At 72.3% G+C, this 14,405-nt stretch carries 13 protein-coding genes; 8 read left to right on the forward strand and 5 right to left on the reverse strand.

What is annotated here, in order from left to right; translation table 11 throughout:
- Window positions 1-98: 98 nt before the first annotated feature.
- The 3 genes from ACZ5NW_RS22990 to ACZ5NW_RS23000 are packed head-to-tail and all read left to right on the forward strand — an operon-like array spanning window position 99 to window position 3,912.
- Complete coding sequence (locus ACZ5NW_RS22990; RefSeq protein ID WP_468745764.1) at window positions 99-2,348, forward strand: glycosyltransferase; 2,250 nt, start codon at window positions 99-101, stop codon at window positions 2,346-2,348.
- 5 nt (window positions 2,349-2,353) lie between these two features.
- Window positions 2,354-2,779, forward strand: coding sequence for a hypothetical protein (locus tag ACZ5NW_RS22995; protein WP_468746161.1), 426 nt, complete (start codon window positions 2,354-2,356; stop codon window positions 2,777-2,779).
- The gene (locus ACZ5NW_RS23000; protein WP_468745765.1) at window positions 2,776-3,912 is read left to right on the forward strand and encodes a glycosyl hydrolase; all 1,137 of its coding nucleotides are present in this window, start codon (window positions 2,776-2,778) and stop codon (window positions 3,910-3,912) included. The genes ACZ5NW_RS22995 and ACZ5NW_RS23000 overlap by 4 nt, the downstream gene beginning before the upstream one ends.
- Before the next feature lie 74 nt (window positions 3,913-3,986).
- On the opposite strand, the gene ACZ5NW_RS23005 is transcribed toward ACZ5NW_RS23000, so the two are convergent.
- The 3 genes from ACZ5NW_RS23005 to ACZ5NW_RS23015 form a co-directional block, all read right to left on the reverse strand.
- Window positions 3,987-4,742 (reverse strand): polysaccharide deacetylase family protein, encoded by a 756-nt coding sequence (locus tag ACZ5NW_RS23005; RefSeq protein ID WP_468745766.1) that lies wholly within the window; start codon window positions 4,740-4,742, stop codon window positions 3,987-3,989.
- A gap of 101 nt (window positions 4,743-4,843) precedes the next feature.
- Entirely contained in the window at window positions 4,844-6,145 is a 1,302-nt protein-coding gene (locus ACZ5NW_RS23010) for a glycosyltransferase family 2 protein (protein ID WP_468745767.1), read from the reverse strand.
- A 20-nt stretch (window positions 6,146-6,165) separates the two neighbouring features.
- Complete coding sequence (locus ACZ5NW_RS23015) at window positions 6,166-7,251, reverse strand: GNAT family N-acetyltransferase (protein WP_468745768.1); 1,086 nt, start codon at window positions 7,249-7,251, stop codon at window positions 6,166-6,168.
- A 207-nt stretch (window positions 7,252-7,458) separates the two neighbouring features.
- On the opposite strand from ACZ5NW_RS23015, the gene ACZ5NW_RS23020 reads away from it, so the two are divergent.
- On the forward strand, window positions 7,459-8,292 hold the full coding sequence (locus ACZ5NW_RS23020; protein ID WP_468745769.1) for an HAD family hydrolase: 834 nt from the start codon (window positions 7,459-7,461) through the stop codon (window positions 8,290-8,292).
- A gap of 9 nt (window positions 8,293-8,301) precedes the next feature.
- Here ACZ5NW_RS23020 and ACZ5NW_RS23025 read toward each other — a convergent pair whose 3' ends face one another.
- Complete coding sequence (locus ACZ5NW_RS23025) at window positions 8,302-8,814, reverse strand: transglycosylase SLT domain-containing protein (RefSeq protein WP_468745770.1); 513 nt, start codon at window positions 8,812-8,814, stop codon at window positions 8,302-8,304.
- Window positions 8,815-9,414: 600 nt separating this feature from the next.
- On the opposite strand from ACZ5NW_RS23025, the gene ACZ5NW_RS23030 reads away from it, so the two are divergent.
- From ACZ5NW_RS23030 to ACZ5NW_RS23045, 4 genes are all read left to right on the forward strand, one after another.
- Window positions 9,415-10,425: a polyprenyl synthetase family protein gene (locus ACZ5NW_RS23030; protein ID WP_468745771.1), complete on the forward strand. Its 1,011-nt coding sequence runs from the start codon at window positions 9,415-9,417 to the stop codon at window positions 10,423-10,425.
- Between the two features lie 297 nt (window positions 10,426-10,722).
- Window positions 10,723-11,925: a LolA family protein gene (locus ACZ5NW_RS23035; RefSeq protein ID WP_468745772.1), complete on the forward strand. Its 1,203-nt coding sequence runs from the start codon at window positions 10,723-10,725 to the stop codon at window positions 11,923-11,925.
- Between the two features lie 19 nt (window positions 11,926-11,944).
- On the forward strand, window positions 11,945-12,898 hold the full coding sequence (locus ACZ5NW_RS23040; RefSeq protein ID WP_468745773.1) for an ABC transporter ATP-binding protein: 954 nt from the start codon (window positions 11,945-11,947) through the stop codon (window positions 12,896-12,898).
- Entirely contained in the window at window positions 12,885-13,775 is an 891-nt protein-coding gene (locus ACZ5NW_RS23045; RefSeq protein WP_468745774.1) for an ABC transporter permease, read from the forward strand. Before ACZ5NW_RS23040 ends, ACZ5NW_RS23045 begins: the two co-directional genes overlap by 14 nt.
- A gap of 15 nt (window positions 13,776-13,790) precedes the next feature.
- Here the strand turns inward: ACZ5NW_RS23045 and ACZ5NW_RS23050 are convergent, their stop codons facing one another.
- A complete protein-coding gene (locus ACZ5NW_RS23050; protein WP_468745775.1) occupies window positions 13,791-14,360 on the reverse strand; it encodes a flavodoxin family protein in 570 nt (189 codons plus the stop codon).
- Between the last annotated feature and the right edge of the window lie 45 nt (window positions 14,361-14,405).

Here is a 14,405-nt window from a genome sequence, read left to right on the forward strand (position 1 = left end):
TCAAGCTTTCGAGAACCGAAACGTCGGGGGGAACCGTCGTGCGTCCACCAACCACACCGAGGGGCAGACCAGAACCGGAACGAGGACCTGTCCCCGGGGTGAGCGAAGGGGAGCCGGAGCCGGAGCGGCGGCAGCACAAGCCGACGCCGGGGGTGGCCGAGTCGACGGTGGTCGGCGAGGAGCCCGAGGACGCCGTGCCCGTGCCGGTGCACCGGGCGCCGGTGCTCGGGGTGCCGCCGCCGGTCACCGGGTCGCCCGCCGAACGGCGGTCGGGGGACGCGACGTTGGAGCTGTCCAAGGGGGCAGGGTCGGGGAATCCGGCGGAAGCGGGGCCCGGGGCCGCCGCTCCCGTCGGAGCGCGGGGGGCCGCTCTCGCCGCCGCGCCCTCCGCCCAGCCCTCCCCCACACCCTCCGCTACACCCGCCCCCACGCCCTCTCACGCACCCATCACCACCCCCTCCGAGGCCTCCGCCGCTGTCTCGGGGCCCTCCCTCGCCGAGTCGGTGTCGCCGGGGCGGGCCGGGGTCGACATGGGCGACCTCGCCGATCTGCCCGTCGTGCGGCCCTGGTGGGGGATCGGGGCGTGGCCGGGGTCCGCGCTGGTCGCGGCGCTCGCACTGTGGGGCGTCGCCGTCACGCACACCGACATCGACGGGCTGGGCGACTTCGGGTTGGTCGGGGCGCTGCACCCGGCCTTCTGGGCGGGGCTCGTCCTGCTCACGGCGGGGTTCTGGTTCACCGTCAGCAACCCCCGGCGGCACGCGGCGTGGGCGCCGGCGTATGTGCTCGGGCTGCTCGTCATGGAGCGCGCCACCCAGGCGGTGCTCTATCCGGAGCCGCTGTACGCGTGGGCGTGGAAGCACGACGCCGTCATCGACCACCTGCTGACGGCCGGCCACCTCCAGAGCGAGGACGTCCTCGGGGACATGGCCGTCTACGACCAGTGGCCCGGGTTCTTCGCCGCCCAGGCCGCCCTGGTGAAGCTGTTCGGCGTGGACTCCGCCGACCGGTTCATGGCCTGGTGGCCGCTCGTCTCCAGCCTGATGCTGCTGCTCCCGCTGCTGCTGATCTACCGCACCTTCACCGAGGACCGGCGGCTCGTCTGGACCGCCGTCTGGATCTTCTACATCGCCAACTGGGTCGGCCAGGACTACTTCTCACCGCAGTCCGTCGCCTTCGCCCTGCACCTCGGTGTGCTCGCGGTCGTGCTGCGGCGCTACCGGACCGGTGGAGCGGGCGGCGCTCCGCAGCGGCAGGCCGTGTGGACCGTGCTGCTCACCCTGATGGTCGTGGCGATCGTGGTCTCGCACCAGCTCACGCCCGCCATGCTGCTCGTCTCCCTCGCCGCGCTCTTCCTCACCCGCCGCTACCGCGACAAGGTCCCGCTGATCACCACCGCCGTGATCTTCGTCGCGTGGTGTGCGACCGCCGCCCTGCCGTTCCTGTCGGCGACCATGCCGGACATGCTGCGCTCGGTCGGCGACATCGGCGGCAACGTCGCCACCGGGTACGACGCCACGCCGACCGGCACCGGCGCGGTGACGACGTCCTGGGTGGCGCGGCTGCTGTCGGCCTCCGCCCTGCTCCTCGCCGTCGTCGGTGCCCTGCGCCAGCCGGTGCTGCGGCACCGCGCGACGCCGCTGCTCCTGCTCGCGGCCGCACCGCTGCCGATGTTCGCCGCCAGCAGCTACGGCAGCGAGATGATCTTCCGGGTGCTGATGTTCATGCTGCCGGGGGCCTGCTTCTTCGCCGCCGCCGCGCTCCTGCCGCAGGTGCGCACCTTGGCCGCGTTGGAGGCGGACGCGGAGGCCGCCGGCGTACGCACGACTCCGGCGGGTGCGGCGGCGCTGTCCCGTCGCTTCACGTGGCTGCCGCTGCTCGCCCTTGTCGCCGGCACGCTCGCCTTCGTGCCGAGCTACTCCGGCAAGGACCGCATCAGCTACTTCCCGCCCGCCGAGGTCGATCTGGTCCAGGGGGTGTTCGACCGGGCGCCCGACGGCTCGCTGGTCGTGGCGGCCGACCGGAACTACCCGCTGGCGTTCGCCGACTACTGGCGGGTGGACCACTACTGGTTCCTCGACGACTCCCGCGCCCACGTCGACCTCATCCTCAAGGACCCCGCGCGCACCCTCGCGTCGGACATGTCCGCCGTCGAGTCGCCGGGCCGGGCCTATCTCGTGCTGACGCAGGGGCAGTACGCCAACGCGGAGATGAACGGGCTGCTCACCAAGGCGCAGCTCGACCGCGTCCAGCGGTCGGTCGCCGGGTCACCGCTGTTCGAGGTCGTGGCGCGCAACGGCGCCGGTACGGCCTATGCGCTCAAGGAGCGGAAGGAGGCGGGCCGGTGACCCCCATGACGCCGCAGGAGCTCGTGATCCGCATGCTGCCCCCGGTCGGTGGCTGGCTGGCCCTCGCCTCGGTCGCGCTGCCGGACGGCTCCCCGCTGCGCGGCACCGCGGTCGCGCTCTTCCTGGCGGCCGGGCCGGGCGCGGCCCTGATCAGAATCTGCGGGCCCGCGCTCGGCGCGCGGCCCGCGGAGGGACCCGTCGAACGCCGGGATCCCGGCTTCGAACACCGCTCCGACCTGCTGGAGCGGCTGATGCTGATGATCTTCCTGAGCGTGGCCGTCGTCCTCGTCGTCTCGACGGCGTACATCGCCACGCATGCCTTCAGCGCGCAGCGCGTCCTGCTGACACTCACGCTGCTGACCACCGTCGCGGCGTTCTGCCCGCGGCTGCGCGCCTCTCCGCCCAGGACAGCGAAGGGTACTGCCCCGTGAGGTCGTTCCACCGTGTGTTCTACCGGTTGTTCCACCCTTTACCACCCCTGCTCAGGCGCCGGCGGACGCTGGTCGTCGGTGCCCTGGCCGTGTGCGCGGTGCTGACGGCCGTACTGCTCCTGCGTGACTCCGCGACGGACGATTCCGCTGACGGGCCCGGGCGGACGTCCGGTTCGCGGTTCGCGCCGCAGGGCGGGCGGTGTGCGCCGACGGCGCTGCTGGAACCGCCCTGCGGGGCCTGGTTCGGCGCCTTCGTCCCGCACACGAAGGGAGATCTGCGCCAGAAGGTCCGCGCCTACGAGAAGCACGTGGGCCGCACGCTCGACATCGTGTACACGTACCACGACATGTCCCTCGGCCAAGGTGGGCGTCAGGAAGGGCAGTTGCTCACCGAGGAGGAACAGCGCGTGGGCGAGGACCATCTGCTGCTGCTGTCCTGGGAGAGCAAGTGGTGGGGCGGCACGGCGACCCAGCAGCCCACCTGGAGGCAGATAGCGGCCGGCCGGCTCGACACGTCCGTCATCGATGTGCAGGCCCGGCGCGTCAAGGAGTACGGGCAGCGCACCGGCCGGAAGGTCTTCCTCTCCTTTGACCTGGAGATGGACACCCGGACACCGGCCAACGGCAGCCCCCAGGACTACGTCGGCGCCTATCGGCACATCCACGACCGGTTCCGGCGGCTCGGCGTCGACAACGTCGTCTGGACCTGGATCACCACCGGTTATCTGGGCCACGGCGAGCTGATCGAGCAGCTGTACCCGGGCGACGCCTACGTCGACTGGATCGGCTACAACCAGTACAACTACTTCCAGTGCCACGGCACCGGCTGGTTGTCCTTCGCGCAGACGCAGACCGCCACGCACGACTGGATCCGGCGGCACATATCCGATGACAAGCCGCTGATGCTGTCCGAGTTCGGGACGGCGAACGATCCGTCGCGGCCGGGGCGGCAGGCGCAGTGGTACGCGCAGGTGCCGGCGGTGCTCAAGGGGCTCGACGGGGTCAAGGCCGCTCTTCAGTGGAACTACCGGGATCCCGGGCCGCATTGTGATCTGGCCGTCGCCAACGATCAGGCGTGGGACAGCTTGCGCAAGGCGGTCGAGGATCCGTATCTCAATCAGCCGCTCGGGTGAGGGACCGGCTCGCGTGCGCGGGTCGTCCGTGGCTGGTCGCGCAGGTCCCCGCGCCCCTTGCGGGGCGCGTCCGCTCAGCCCGCGAACACGGGCCCCCTCGCCGCCGCGCGGGCCTTGCGGTACCAGCGCCAGGCCGTCGTTCTCGCGCTGTCGCGGTACGGGGCGATCCGGGCGCCCCGGCCCGACAGCCATTCCTCGACCTCGGTGACGGTGTGGCTCCGGCGGACGATGAGGCGGGCTATGCGGTGGCGCTCGTCCCGGTCGGAGCTGAGGGCGTGGCGTACGGCGGTGGCCGTCTCGTATCCGGCCGCGGCGGCCATACGGCGCACCCGGCCGTCGTTGTAGCCGTGCGGGTAGGCGAGATGGCGGACGTGGTGGCCGAGGGCGTCCTCCAGCACCGCACGGGACGTACGCAGCTCATGGGCCAGCCGCTTGGGGGCGAGCGTGTCGAGCTGGGCGTGGGTGACGGTGTGGCTGCCGATCTCCATGCCGGATCGTTCCAGCTCGGCGGCCCGGTCCAGGGTCATCATCGGCGCGGGCGGCAGCAGACTGTGCCCGCCGGGAGTGATGGCCCCGGTGGTGAGATACGCGGTGGCGGTCAGGTTCCGTGCCGCCAGCGCCTCGGCGGTCGGGCCGGGCAGGTCGGCGAAGCCGTCGTCGAAGGTGAGCAGCACGGGCCGGGCCGGCAGCGGCGCCCGTCCGGCCAGGTGGTCGGCGAGCGCGCTGATGGTGACGGGCGTACGGCCGCTGTCGACGACGGCGTCGAGATGCGCGGCGAACTGTTTCGGCGTGACGGTGAACTCGGCGATCCAGTCCGGTGGTTCGTTCATCACGGCGTGGTAGAGGAACACCGGGATGCTCGACGGACCCGCCGTACCTTCAGCACGCGCGGTTCCCCTCGCCCCGGACCCGGCGTCCGACTCCACCCGGCTCATCGTCCCGCCTCCCGCAGTGCCGCCCGCAGGGCCCGCCGGGCGCGCAGGTAGCCGATCGGGCCGTAGGCCATGCCGCGCCGCTGAAGGCGGGACAGGCGGCGCGGCCACGGGTGATGGCGCTCGGCGTGGTCACCCGGAGTGGTGGTCTCGGTCTCGCGGGTCGCCGTCAGGGTGCGGGCGTAGGCGAGGCCTCGGGGCAGGCGGGCCAGGAACGCGGGGAGCAGGCCGGGGCTGTTGACCAGGATCGCGGTGAGGTAGGCGGTGAGCCCGGCGCCGTACCCGTACGCCTGGGTCTCCAGATCGCGCCAGGTCTCCCGGTGGTGGTGCCAGACGAGGGCGTACGGCGTGTAGTGCAGCCGGTGGCCCTGCGCGAGGACGCGGACGAAGCCGTAGAGGTCGTCGCCGCCCCGGGCGGGCGTGCCCGCGCCGGTCGCCGGGTCGAAGCCGCCGACCGCGCGCAGCACGCTCGTACGGAACGCCATGTTGGCGCCGGACCCGAAGCGGCCCGCGGTGAACGGGAACAGCGGCTCCCCGGCGGGCGGGCGGGCGGGGTCGTACGTCCGGGGCGCGAAGCCCTTCGCGAAGCCGCCGTGGCTCTCCAGCAGGACCTGGGCGGGGGTGCGCAGCCGGGCCGGCAGGATCAGGCCCGTGGCGCAGCCGAGGCGGGCGTCGGCGGCGAAGGGCGCGGTCAGCTCGCTGAGCCAGCGCGGGTCGGCGACCACGTCGTCGTCGGTGAAGGCGATCACCTCGCCGCGCGCTTCCCCGATGCCCTTGTTGTGGGCGATGGCGAGGCCCGGGACCGGCTCGCGGACGTAGCGCACACGCTCGGCGTACTTGCGTTCGATCAGGTCCCGGGTGGCGTCCGTGACGGGCGCGTTGTCGACGACGACGATGTCGAAGTCGGGGTGGTCCTGGGCGAGCATCGAGTCGAGCGCGTGCGCGAGCCGGGCGGCGCGCTCGCGCGTGGCGATCACGACGGTCGCCGACGGCGGCGGGACGACCTGCGGGGCGACGACCCGCGGGACGGCTGCCCCGGAGTGCGTCACGGAGCCCGCGAGGCTCGTGAGCACGGTCCTCGGGTCGGCGCCCTCCGGTACCCGCCCCAGCAGCGTGCCGACCGGCTGCCCGCCCCTCCTGACCAGCACGAACACCTCGCCGTGGGTGATCGGCGGGCTGCCCGGGCCGGGTCTGAGCGTGGCGTCGGTGTCGTCCGGGCCGAGGTCGAGTTCGGCGATCTGGACGGGACTGACGGCGAGGAACCGCCGTATCTCCTGATCGGTGTCTGTCGCGCGGGACATCCACCCTCCCCCCTGGCGTGTCATGCCCGGCGCAGCCGGCCCGCGCCCTTCAGCGCGCGTGCGGCCGCCGCGGCGAGCCTCGGTCGGTTGCGCACGAAGTGGTGTGCCCGGCGCGCGGGTTCACGGCTGAGCCAGTGCAGCGCGGCGCCCACCCCCGGACGCGTCCACGCCCCCTCGTACACCGGGATCTCCCCGGTCTTCAGCGCGTCCTTGTACTCGGCCGCGCCGCGCCCCAGGTCGAGCAGGCCGATGCCCTCGGCGGCGGCCGCCTCGGCCATGCGCAGATGCAGCACCAGACCGGGCGAGTACTTCGCCAGCTCGATGTCGTACGACGGGAACCAGCAGGCCAGGACCGTCGACGAGCGCAGCCCGAAGTGGGCGGCGACCGGCCGGTCACCGGCGTAGAGGACGGACAGCGTGCCCGTGCACTCCGGGGCGCGGGTGGCGGCGAGCGTGTCCACGAGCCGGCTGATCCACTCCTGGGCGAAGCGGTCGCGGCGGCCGGTCCTGCGGTACTGCGCGGATTTCCACGCCATGAGCGTGCGCAGGGCGGCCGGGTCGCGTTCGTCGAAGACGAATCGGGGCTCGCCGACCTGGCGGCCGAGCCGGCGCTCCTTGGCGAGCGTCGTCTTCAGGAACTTCGGGGACTGCTCGCGCAGGACGGACTCGTAGGTGTCGTAGCCCTTCTCCACGTCGATGACGTACGCGGCGTACTCGGCGGCCGCGTGCGGGACGAACAGGCCCTGTTCCGCCTCCAGGTTGTCGAAGGCGAACGTGGACAGCGAGCAGGCCCGCATGAGTTCGGCCGGGTCGAGCCCGAGTCCCGGTCCCAGTACGGCCCCTTGCGCGTCGGAGACGCCGTAGGCGAGCGCCTGGCCCACGCCGAACGGGCCGCGCTCATGGGGCAGGAAGCCGACCGGCTCGCGCCCCTCGTACACCACCGCCACCCGCGACCGCGGTCGTACGCGGCCCACGGCGTCGGTGAACTCCGGTTCCATGAACGGATTGCGCGGAGCGGCCGACAGCGCGCGCAGCGCCCGCCACCGCTCCTTCTCCCCCTCGCCGAGCTCGCCCGGCGGCAGCACACGGATGCGCCCACTGTTCAACCTGACCCCCCGATCAAGTCCCCCCTGGACATCTGGACGGTACCGCTCAAGCCGCGTCCCGCGGTAGGTAGCGGAGCATCTTGTTGCCAACCGGTGCAGAGGCCTTTAACCGCCCTGTACCCGGCGATGCGCGAAAAAGCCGACGCCCGTGAACTGGGGTGAAACGGGCGTGAGTCGGTGGGCTCGTGGGATCCGTATTCTCTGATCATGGCCGCACCCACCGCATCCGCCGACCGCCCCGACCGCCCCGCTTTCTCGCTCGTCGCCACCGATCTGGACGGAACGCTGCTGCGCGGCGACGACACCTTCTCCGACCGGTCGCTGCACGCGCTCGCGCGCGTCACGGACGCCGGCGCCCGGCACCTGGTGGTGACCGGCCGCCCCGCGCCGCGGGTACGGCCGCTGCTGGACATCCTGCGCGGCAGGGGGCTCGCGGTGTGCGGACAGGGCGCGCAGTTGTACGACGCCGGCGCCGACCGTCTGCTGTGGTCGGTCACCCTGGACCGGGAGCTGGCGGAGACCGCGCTCGGCAAGATCGAGGCCGAGGTCGGCCAGGTGTACGCGGCCGTCGACCAGGACGGCGTCGACGGGCTGACCCTGATCGAGCCGGGCTACCGGATGCCGCACCCCACCCTGCCCGCGCTGCGGGTCGGGCGGCGCGAGGATCTGTGGTGCGCGCCGATCAGCAAGGTGCTGCTGCGCCATCCGGAGCTGTCCGACGACGAGTTGGCGTCGACGGCGCGTTCGGCGGTCGGCTCGCTCGCGACGGTCACCATGTCCGGGCCGGGCACCGTGGAGCTCCAGCCGTGCGGGATCACCAAGGCGACAGGGCTGGCGCTGGCGGCCGAGCACCTCGGCGTCGCGCCGCGGGACACCATCGCCTTCGGGGACATGCCGAACGACATCCCGATGTTCGACTGGGCGGGGTACGGCGTGGCGATGGCCAACGGCCACCCGGAGCTCAAGGCGGTGGCCGACGAGGTGACCCTGTCGAACGAGGACGACGGCGTGGCCGTCGTCCTCGAACGGTTGTTTGCCTGAGGGCAGGGCTCAGTAGGCGCCGAAGACGTTGTCGATCGAGCCGTAGCGGGCGGCCGCGTAGTTGCAGGCCGCGGTGATGTTCGCGACCGGGTCGTACGGGTCGTACGAGGTGCCGGACACGTGGTACGCGAGGAAGGTCGGGTCGATGACCTGGAGCAGGCCCTTGGACGGGGTGCCGGCGGCCGCGTTGGAGTCCCAGTCGTTGATGGCGGCCGGGTTGCCGGAGGACTCCCGCATGACGTTGCGGTAGATGCCGTCGTACGACCCGGGGATGCCGTGCTGCGCCATGACCTGGAGGGATGCGCGGATCCAGCCGTCGAGGTTGTCGGCGTAGCCGAGCGAGGTGGCGGTGACCGCGGTCTGCGGGGCCGCGGACGCGCTGGTCGCGCCGATGAGGGGGAGGGCGAGTACGGCGGCGCCGGTGCCGAGGACGGCGAGCTTGCGGGCGAGCCGGCCGGGGCGGCGGCGCCGCGCTTCGGCGGAGGCGGGCGCGGCGGAAGTGGGCAGGGCGGAAGCGGGCATGGTGCGGATTTCCTCTCCGTCGCCTGCGAGGTGAGCTGTCGGGTTCGGGCGGGAGCTGCCCGGCCGGGCCGCCGTACGGCGACACGACTTCACCCCGAGCCGTGCCGCGCCGTCCGTGGACGTGCTGTCCATGGACGTGCGGTCCGGCGGCTTACCTGGGTCCCCCGCTCCTGCCGCTGGTCTCTCGTCGGGTGTGCGGGCGGCGGCAGGATTCGGCGTCCGCCCGGCTCGGCGGGAACGTATGCGAGAGCACATGTCGGGAACAAGAGCCGGAATCATGGAATGGGGCTGTTGACCTTGGTGTGGGGTGTTTGGGGTGCTTGATCCTTTGCTAGTGCCAAGCCTCAACTCGCGTGCGGGGGCTGGGGGGTGGGGGAGGTGGGGGTGCGTGTGGCCCATGTGGGTGAAGTGAGTCATGTCACCGGCAGGGGCAAGTGGGGGTGAATCGGGCAAGTGGTTCAAGGGTCTCTTTTCGACTGGCCTAACCGTGGGGGCTGGCGGTGATCGAAAGGTGACCGGATACGCTGACTTGAGTGATGGCAGCGACCTATCGACAAACCGTGTAATCGCCGGTAGACGCCAGCAGACAGGAGATCCCTCGTGACCGTCGTCGGGCCGTTCGGGCTGAGCGTGCGGGACCAGGCTCTCGAAGCCGATGTCCAGGCTGGATTGGCGGCTGTCGAGGAGGGCCTGCTCGACGCCACCAAGAGTGAGGTCCCGTTCATCACGGAGGCCGCGCAGCACCTCGTACGAGCGGGGGGGAAGCGGTTCCGGCCACTGCTCGTGTTGCTCGCGGCGCAGTTCGGGGACCCCTACGCGCCCGGAATCGTGCCGTCCGCCGTTGTGGTGGAGCTCACCCACCTCGCCACGCTCTACCACGACGACGTCATGGACGAGGCCGACGTGCGGCGCGGGGTCGACAGCGCGAACACCCGCTGGGGCAACTCCGTGGCCGTCCTCACGGGTGACTTCCTCTTCGCGCGCGCGTCGCAGATCCTCGCCGACCTCGGGCCGGAGGCGGTCCGCGTACAGGCCCTGGCGTTCGAGCGGCTGGTCACCGGCCAGATCCTGGAGACCGCCGGGCCCACCGACGGGCGGGACCCCGTGGACCACTACCTCGACGTGCTCGCGGGCAAGACCGGGTCGCTCGTGGCGGTGTCCTGCCGGTTCGGGGCGATGATGTCCGGCGCCGACGAGACGGTCGTGGACGTGCTGACCCAGTACGGGGAGCGGCTGGGGGTCGCCTTCCAGCTCGCCGACGACGTGCTGGACATCGCGTCCGACTCGCACGAGTCCGGGAAGACCCCGGGGACCGACCTGCGCGAGGGGATCCCCACGCTGCCCGTGCTGCGGCTGCGGGAGCGGGCGGCGCGGCTGGGGCTGGCGGAGGACATCGCGCTGTGCGAGCTGCTGGACTCCGACCTGAGCGATGACGCGCGGCACGCGGAGGCACTGCGGGCCCTGCGGGAGCATCCGGCGCTGGAGCAGGCTCGGCGGGACACGGTGCGGTTCGCCGAGGAGGCGCGGGCGGCGTTGGCGCCGTTGCGGGAGTGCGAGGCGAAGGCGGCGTTGGTGGAGCTGTGCGATGCGGTGGTGCACCGGGCGGGTTGAGAGGAGCTTCCCCACCCACCCGACTCGGTGGGTGGAGGGGTCGCCCCCCGGCGGGGCTTCGCCCCTGCGCCCCTCCTGCTGACGCCGTCCTTGCCTTCTCCCCACCCCCGACCCCTACGGGTCACCCCACCCCCCAACTCCCTCGTGTCATACCGCAGTCGTACGTGGAGTTGAGTCCGAGGGGTGACGTTCGAGGGCGGGGGATTTGGTCAGATGGGAGTGCGGATATCACCACTGCTCACCGATTCGGGTGAGAATGGCGGCTCAGCCGCCGCCGACAACGGAGGTAAGGCACACATGGCACCGTACTCATCCGAGGACACCCCGGGCTCCGGGCGGCGCAAGCTGGTCCGGTACGCCGTTCCGGTCACCGTCGTGGGTGTCGCGGCCGCGACCATCGGCCTCGTACCCGCCCTCGCCGACTCCGGCGACCCCGACCTCCCCGAGATCAGCGCACAGCAGCTCATCGAGAAGATCGCCGCCTCGGACGTAGAACAGTTCTCCGGCACCGTGAAGGTCAGCACCGACCTCGGCCTGCCCGACCTCGGCGGTCTCGCGGGCGGCCTCGCCTCCGCCGCCGGCGGCGCGGGCGACGGCTCCTCCGCCGACCCCTCGGCCCACCTCACCGAACTCGCCACCGGCACGCACACCCTGCGCGTCGCCGCCGACGGACCGGACCGGCAGAAGGTCTCCCTGCTGGAGCACGCCGCCGAGTACTCCCTGATCCACAACGGCAAGGACCTGTGGGGGTACGACAGTTCCTCCAACTCCGTCTACCACTCCACCGCCCCCGCCCAGGACGCCAAGGGCGAGAAGAAGGACCCCACCGGCTCCCTGACCCCCGGTCAGCTCGCCGACCAGGCGCTCAAGGCGGTCGACTCCACCACGTCCGTCTCCGTCGACGGCACCGTGCATGTCGCCGGGCGGGACGCCTACAAGCTGGTCATCAAGCCCAAGGACGCCGACTCCACCGTCGGTGCCATCAGCATCGCCGTGGACTCCGGCACCGGCGTGCCCCTGAAGTTCACCCTCACCCCGGCCGCCGGCGGCGCCGCCGTGGTGGACGCCGGCTTCACCCAGGTCAGCTTCGCCAAGCCCGCCGCCTCCACCTTCGACTTCACCCCGCCCAAGGGCGCCGAGGTCACCGAGGAGGAGAAGGGCCACAAGGAGCCGAAGGGGCTGCGGGACGGGGACTTCGAGCACTTCGCCCCCGGCGCCGGTGACCTCGGCGGGCTCAACGTCCTCGGCGACGGCTGGGACTCGGTCGCCACCTTCGACACCGGCGGCCAGGGCATCCCCTCCGCGCCCGCCTCCGGCGGTGACGACCTCGGCGGGTTCGGGAAATTCCTCGGCTCCTTCGGCGACAAGGTCTCCGGCAAGTTCGGCTCCGGCACGGTCTTCTCCACCCGTCTCGTCAACGCCCTCGTCACCGACGACGGCAAGGTCTACGTCGGCGCCGTCACCAAGGACGCCCTCGTCAAGGCCGCCAACCAGGGCTGACCGAGGAAAGAGGGGGTTCGTGCAGGTCCACGACGACGGCGCCGTCATCCTCACCCGTGCGCTCAGCAAGCGGTACCGCGGCGGGCACCTGGCCGTCGACTCCCTCGATCTGACCGTCCCTCGGGGCAGCGTCTTCGGCTTCCTCGGGCCCAACGGCTCCGGCAAGACCACCACCATCCGCATGCTGATGGGGCTGATCGAGCCGACCTCCGGTGCGGCACGGGTGCTCGGGCAGCCCATGCCCCGGGCGGCGCGCACCGTCCTGCCGCAGGTCGGGGCCCTCATCGAGGGGCCCGCCCTGTACGGGCACCTGTCCGGCCGGGACAACCTCCAGCGCTACGACGCCGCCGACCCGACCGCCGACCCGCGCACCCGGCGGGCCCGGGTCGGGGCCGCGCTGGAGCGGGTCGGACTCACGGCCGCCGCCGGGAAGAAGGCTCGCGCCTACTCGCTCGGCATGAAACAGCGGCTCGGCCTGGCCGCCGCCCTGCTCCAGCCGCGCCGGCTCCTCGTCCTCGACGAGCCGACCAACGGTCTCGACCCGCAGGGCATGCGGGAAATCCGGTCGCTGGTCAGGGAGTTGGCGTCCGACGGCACCACCGTCTTCCTCTCCTCCCACCTCCTCGACGAGATCGAGCAGGTGTGCACGCACGCCGCCGTCATGGCCCGCGGACGGCTCCTCGCCCAGGGCGAGGTCGCCGAGCTCGCAGCCCGGGCGCGCGGACGGCTCGTCGTCACCACCCCGGACACGGGGGACGCGGCACGGGTGCTGAAGGAACAGGGGGTCGGCGACATCGTCGTGGAGGAGGAGCGGGACCGGGTCACGGGGGAGCCGCCCGAGCGGGAGCCCGCCGAGCTGAACGCGGCGCTGGTGGCCGCGGGCGTGCGCGTCCGCGGCTTCGGCGTGCAGCGGGCCTCCTTGGAGGACGCGTTCGTGGAGCTCACGGGGGAGGGGTTCGATGTCGACGGCTGAGGTCACCGGTACGGGGGCCGTGCGGGTGCGGGCGTTCTGGACGCTCGGGCTCTTCGTCAGCGAGTTCCTCGTCACCCTGCGGCGCTGGCGGACCCTCGCGCTGCTCGGGGTGCTGGCCGCCGTGCCCGTGCTCATCGGCATCGCCGTGAAGATCGAGTCGGACGGCGGCTCGGGGCAGGGACCCGGCGGCGGGGGCGGCGAGGCGGGCCCGGCCTTCATGGCGCAGGTCACCAACAACGGCCTGTTCCTGGTCTTCACCGCGCTCGCCGCCACGCTCCCCTTCTTCCTGCCCATGGCGGTCGGGGTCGTCGCGGGGGACGCCATCGCCGGCGAGGCGAGCGCGGGCACCCTGCGCTATCTGCTCGTCGCCCCGGCCGGCCGTACCCGGCTGCTGTTCGCCAAGTACGTGACCACGCTCGCCTTCTGTCTGGTCGCCACCCTCGTGGTCGCCGTGTCGGCGCTGGCGGTCGGGGCGCTGCTCTTCCCGCTCGGGGACCTCACCACCATCTCCGGTACCCGTATCGGCTTCGGTGAGGGTCTCGGCAGGGCGCTGCTGATCGCACTGGTGGTCGCCGCCTCCCTGGTCGGAGTCTCGGCGCTGGGACTGTTCGTCTCCACCCTCACCGGCAGCGGCATCGCGGCGATGGCCACCACCGTCGGGCTGCTGATCACCGTGCAGATCGTCGACCAGATCCCCCAGCTGCACGCGGTCCAGCCCTACCTCTTCCCGCACTACTGGCTGTCGTTCGCCGACCTGATGCGCGACCCCGTCTACTGGGACGACCTGCAGAAGAACCTGGGACTCCAGGCCCTCTACGCCGCCGTCTTCGGCTCGGCGGCCTGGGCGCGGTTCACCACGAAGGACATCACCACCTGAGCCTCAGCCTCAGCCTCAGCCTGAGCCCTCGCCCGCGAAGAAGGTCTTGGCCCGCGTCAGCGCCCGCTCGTCCTTCAGTACGTCACCGGGCGCGCTGCCGTTGCCGAGCAGCACCCCGCCGAAGCGCATCCGCAGGTACGCGGCGGAGTTGCGCAGGGTGCCCACCAGCGGGTCGGCGACCGACGGCTCGTCGTCCGCGAGCGCGGTCACGCCCCACAGGGTGCGGCCGGCCATCGTCGCCTTGAAGTCGACGCCGGGCGTGCGCAGCCAGCCCGACCAGTGGTCCAGGTAGCGCTTGGTGTGGGCGGAGACCGAGTACCAGTACAGCGGCGAGGCGATGACGATGTCCGTCGCGGCGAGCGTGGCGTCGAGGAGGAGCGCCGTGGCGCCCTCGACGGGGCGCACGTGGTCGCTGTCGTGGCGCCGGTCGGTGAAGTCGGGCAGCGGATGGTCGGCCAGGCTGATCCACTCCTGCTCGACGTCGGAGGGGAGCTGCTCGGCGGCCCGGCGGGCGAGCAGCTCGGTGTTGCCGTCGCCGCGGCTGCTGCCGAGCACGAACAGGAATCGACGGGTCGGTGCGGTCATCTCGCTTGCTCTCCCTGACCTCGGCTGATCGGCGGACCTCGATCG

It is taken from the genome of Streptomyces sp. NPDC032126 (assembly GCF_055580085.1).

What these genes read in the sequence shown, in the direction of transcription:
- ACZ5NW_RS22995 (WP_468746161.1), top strand. Translation starts at nt 2,354, where the DNA reads ATGACGCCGCAGGAGCTCGTGATCCGCATGCTGCCCCCGGTCGGTGGC.
- ACZ5NW_RS23005 (WP_468745766.1), bottom strand. Translation starts at nt 4,742, where the DNA reads ATGAACGAACCACCGGACTGGATCGCCGAGTTCACCGTCACGCCGAAA.
- ACZ5NW_RS23010 (WP_468745767.1), bottom strand. Translation starts at nt 6,145, where the DNA reads ATGTCCCGCGCGACAGACACCGATCAGGAGATACGGCGGTTCCTCGCC.
- ACZ5NW_RS23020 (WP_468745769.1), top strand. Translation starts at nt 7,459, where the DNA reads ATGGCCGCACCCACCGCATCCGCCGACCGCCCCGACCGCCCCGCTTTC.
- ACZ5NW_RS23025 (WP_468745770.1), bottom strand. Translation starts at nt 8,814, where the DNA reads ATGCCCGCTTCCGCCCTGCCCACTTCCGCCGCGCCCGCCTCCGCCGAA.
- ACZ5NW_RS23035 (WP_468745772.1), top strand. Translation starts at nt 10,723, where the DNA reads ATGGCACCGTACTCATCCGAGGACACCCCGGGCTCCGGGCGGCGCAAG.
- ACZ5NW_RS23045 (WP_468745774.1), top strand. Translation starts at nt 12,885, where the DNA reads ATGTCGACGGCTGAGGTCACCGGTACGGGGGCCGTGCGGGTGCGGGCG.
- ACZ5NW_RS23050 (WP_468745775.1), bottom strand. Translation starts at nt 14,360, where the DNA reads ATGACCGCACCGACCCGTCGATTCCTGTTCGTGCTCGGCAGCAGCCGC.